Here is a 3,905-nt window from a genome sequence, read left to right on the forward strand (position 1 = left end):
ACCTAGTAAGAGAATTTGTGAAAGATATTAAGGGAGAGAAGGTTGCGCCTTACCAAACTTTTAAGGAAGGTAGCCTATACCAAAAACTAATTGACTTAATTAGAAAGAATGATAACTGGACAGATGTGCGTCATCTGCAATAAAAAGAAATAACTATGTTTTACGACTATCTCGTTATCGGGCTTTACTTTATATTAATTCTTGCTATTGGTGTTGTGTTTTCACGAATGGCGAGTAAATCTACAAGTGATTATTTTCGTGGAGGAGGTAGAATGCTTTGGTGGATGGTCGGTTCAACGGCATTTATGGCACAATTTTCAGCGGTGACTTTTACAGGAGCAGCGGGAAAAGCTTTTAATGACGGGTTCGCTATTTGTGCCGTGTATATTGGAAATACATTTGCATTCTATTGTGGATATTTATACTTCGCTCATCGATTTAGACAAATGAGAGTGGATACACCAACAGAAGCAATAAAAAGGCGATTTGGACCTGGTAATGAGTTGTTTTTTTCCTGGGCATTAATTGTGTTTTCCTTCATTAATGCGGGGGTCTGGTTAAACGCTTTAGGGGTTTTTACTAGTGCCGTTTTTGAGGCAGATATTTTTGTAACCATCATTGGGATAGGATTAACAGTAGTTTTTGTGTCAGTATTATCAGGAGCCTGGGGGGTTGTTGCATCAGACTTTGTTCAAACTTTGGTGGTGGCAGTTGTTTCAGTAGCTACAGCAATAGTTGCTTTGGTATTGGTTGACGGCCCAGTAAATTTAGTTGATAATTTTCCTGGAGGATTTCTCATAGGCCCAAATATGAACTACCCGTTAATATTAATTGGAACATTCATATTCTTTTTACCTAAACAGATTATAACCATGATGAATCTGCATGATTCATTTCGATTTCTTGGTGCAAAAGATACCATTAACGCACGTAAAGCGGCCTTATTAGCCACAACGCTAATGGGGGTAGGAACTATTATTTGGTTTATCCCGCCCTGGGCAGCTGCTTCCATATACCCAGATGCATCAGCAGATTATGCCCAATTAGGCAACAAAGCAGCAGATGCGGTATATCTAGTTTTTGCCAAGAATGCCATGCCTATAGGGACTGTTGGATTACTTATGGCCGGCCTTTTTGCTGCATCTATGTCTTCTATGGACTCAGCATTAAATAAAAATGCTGGAATCTTTGTTCGAAGTATCTATCAACCTTTTCTTGCTAAAAAGAATAAACAAAAAGATGACAAGAAGTTATTACGAATCAGTCAATTGGTTAGCTTAATTAGTGGCATGGGTGTTATTGCCGTTGCGTTTTATTTCGCAACGCTTAAAGAACTCAGTTTATATGAACTTATGATGAGGGTTTCAACTATGGTTCAGCTACCAATGATGGTGCCATTAGTAGTTGGAATTGTTGTGAAAAAGACGCCTAAATGGGCGCCTTGGGTTACTATTGTTCTTGGTTTAGGAGTTTCTTGGATGGTTGATAATGTTATTACCCCAGATGTTTTTGTTTCATGGTTTGGTGTTGATTCACTTACTAGTCGTGAAATTGTAGACATGAATATTATTCTAACCATTGCTGGCCATGTGTTTATCACCTCAAGTTTTTTCTGGGCAACTTCCTTATTCTACAATGAAGCTAAGGATGAAAACAAACTAGAAACTGACAGGTTTTTCGAGGATCTTGTAACACCGGTTATTGCAGATGATCAACAGGACGAAGTGGACCGTCAACAAAGAAATAAATTGGGCGGCATGGTGCTTGTTATGAGTGCTGGTATTATGCTTATGGCTTTGATTCCTAATCCATTGTGGGGCAGGTTATTATTTGTAGTTTGTTCACTAATCATCGGTCTTATAGGCTATTTATTTAAGCGAAGTACTAAAAGTAATACTACTTCAAGTTCAATCTAAAAAAATGGTTGTGGGTCTGAAAAAATCAATACTATTACTTTTGCTACTATTTAGTATAAGTTCTTGTACTAAGCAGATAGTGCGTCTTGAACACGGCATAGACGAATCTGCAGGTGGCGGTTCGGCATACATTATTACAACCCCCTCGGCTACTTATTATTTAGAAAAAGAAGGTGGCGGCTTGTCAAGTATGATTGATAAAGATGGTATAGATTGGGTAGGTTTTCATAATAAGGAAGGTTCGGCACATAAAGGCGAATATCGAGGATTTCCGAATGCCATTCACAAACAAGATGGAAGCTACTTTCACGCCATGAATGCCAAAACGGATCCTTCTATTTCAGAAGTGGAGATAGAATCAGATAATCATGTCAGGATAATTTTTAATTCTGAAAATGGAAAATGGCAGGGGCAATGGGATTTTTACCCAGAACGATGTGATTTTACCATGACAAAAATAAGTGAAGGGTATAAATATTGGGTACAATATGAAGGTGTTCCAGGTGGTGAAATGGATACTACCGATTTTTGGTATGCATCAATTGATAAAAATAGCCACCCAATAAAGGAACCTTTTACGGGCGATTTACCTGCTCCTGAATGGATGGCCTTTGGTGATAAAAACATGCCACGAATGTTGTATATGCTACACCATCAAGATGATAAATTGCCAGATAATTATGTGTTTAGACCTGATATGACAGTTTTGGGTTTTGGTCGTCAAAATGGTGAAACAACAAACAAGTTTCTAAATACAGTTGAAACCTTTTCTATTGGTTTAATTGAGTCAACTGATTATAATGTTCTTCAGCATAGTATAGAACAGGTATTGCATTAAAACATTTATCCAAATAGCTATTTTTATTGATTTATGGTGAATTTTATTAATTAGGAAATTCTCATACTTTCATAATTTAAAAAGGCATTATTTACTTAAACCTTAAATAAGTTAATCTCTATTTGAGAAATTGACAATAATCGCTATTCTACGTAAATTTCTTAGCATATTTTGATTGAAAATAAGTAAAAATACTTAGTTTTGTTTTAAAATACGTAATTATGAAGCATATAATTGTTGTTGGAAACGGAATGGTTGGTTATAAATTTTGTGAAAAGTTTATAGCACAAAACGATGGCAAAGATTTTAAAATCACCGTTTTTGGTGAGGAAAAAAGGCCAGCTTATGATAGAGTTCATTTAAGCGAATTCTTCGGAAATCAAGATGCCAAAGCACTAGAAATGGCACCATCAGAATGGTACGCAGACAACAAAATTGAGTTAATTACAGGAGAGCGAATTATAGCTATTCATCGGGCCTCAAAAAAAATCACAACCACCAAAGAGTTAAATTATAAATACGATTATTTAGTGTTGGCAACTGGTTCTGCACCTTTTGTACCTAATATAAAGGGTATAGAAAAAAAGGGTGTTTTTGTTTACAGAACTATTGAAGATTTGGAAGATATGCTTGCATATGCAGATAAAATTCAAAAAGGTAGGACAGAAACCGTAAAAGCAGCCGTACTTGGTGGTGGTCTTTTAGGGTTAGAAGCAGCTAAAGCTGTTATGGATATGGGTTTAGAGCCTCATGTAGTGGAATTTGCCCCAAAATTAATGCCAAGACAATTAGATACTCGAGCTAGTAAAGTATTACAAGAAAAAATCGAATCTTTAGGAATTCATGTACATTTATCAAAAGCGACCAATCAAATTTTAGGTGAAAAGGCTATTTCAGGAATGGAATTTGGCGAGTATGATAAAATTGATGTTGAAATGCTTGTTGTTTCTGCTGGTATTCGACCTAGAGATGAGTTGGCTAAAACGTGCAGCTTAGAAATGGGAACGCGTGGTGGTATTGTAGTAAATAACAAAATGCAAACCTCTGATTCGGAAATATATGCCATTGGCGAAGTCGCTCTTTATAACCAAATGATATACGGTTTAGTAGCTCCAGGGTATGATATGGCAGATGTAGCGGTTAATCAAATT

The 3,905-nt window shown here is 36.4% G+C and carries 3 protein-coding genes; all 3 read left to right on the forward strand.

The features are described from left to right. Positions 1 to 155: 155 nt before the first annotated feature. Complete coding sequence (locus tag WBN21_RS10810) at positions 156 to 1,916, forward strand: sodium:solute symporter family transporter (protein ID WP_424200157.1); 1,761 nt, start codon at positions 156 to 158, stop codon at positions 1,914 to 1,916. A 40-nt stretch (positions 1,917 to 1,956) separates the two neighbouring features. Continuing rightward, the gene (locus WBN21_RS10815) at positions 1,957 to 2,754 is read left to right on the forward strand and encodes a hypothetical protein (protein ID WP_424200159.1); all 798 of its coding nucleotides are present in this window, start codon (positions 1,957 to 1,959) and stop codon (positions 2,752 to 2,754) included. A 221-nt stretch (positions 2,755 to 2,975) separates the two neighbouring features. Further along, a partial coding sequence (locus tag WBN21_RS10820) for an NAD(P)/FAD-dependent oxidoreductase (RefSeq protein ID WP_424200161.1) occupies positions 2,976 to 3,905 on the forward strand: 930 nt, incomplete at its 3' end.

Origin of the sequence: Algibacter sp. (genome assembly GCF_049667265.1) — a bacterium.
GTDB lineage: Bacteria > Bacteroidota > Bacteroidia > Flavobacteriales > Flavobacteriaceae > Algibacter_B.

What these genes read in the sequence shown, in the direction of transcription:
- WBN21_RS10810 (WP_424200157.1), top strand. Translation starts at nt 156, where the DNA reads ATGTTTTACGACTATCTCGTTATCGGGCTTTACTTTATATTAATTCTT.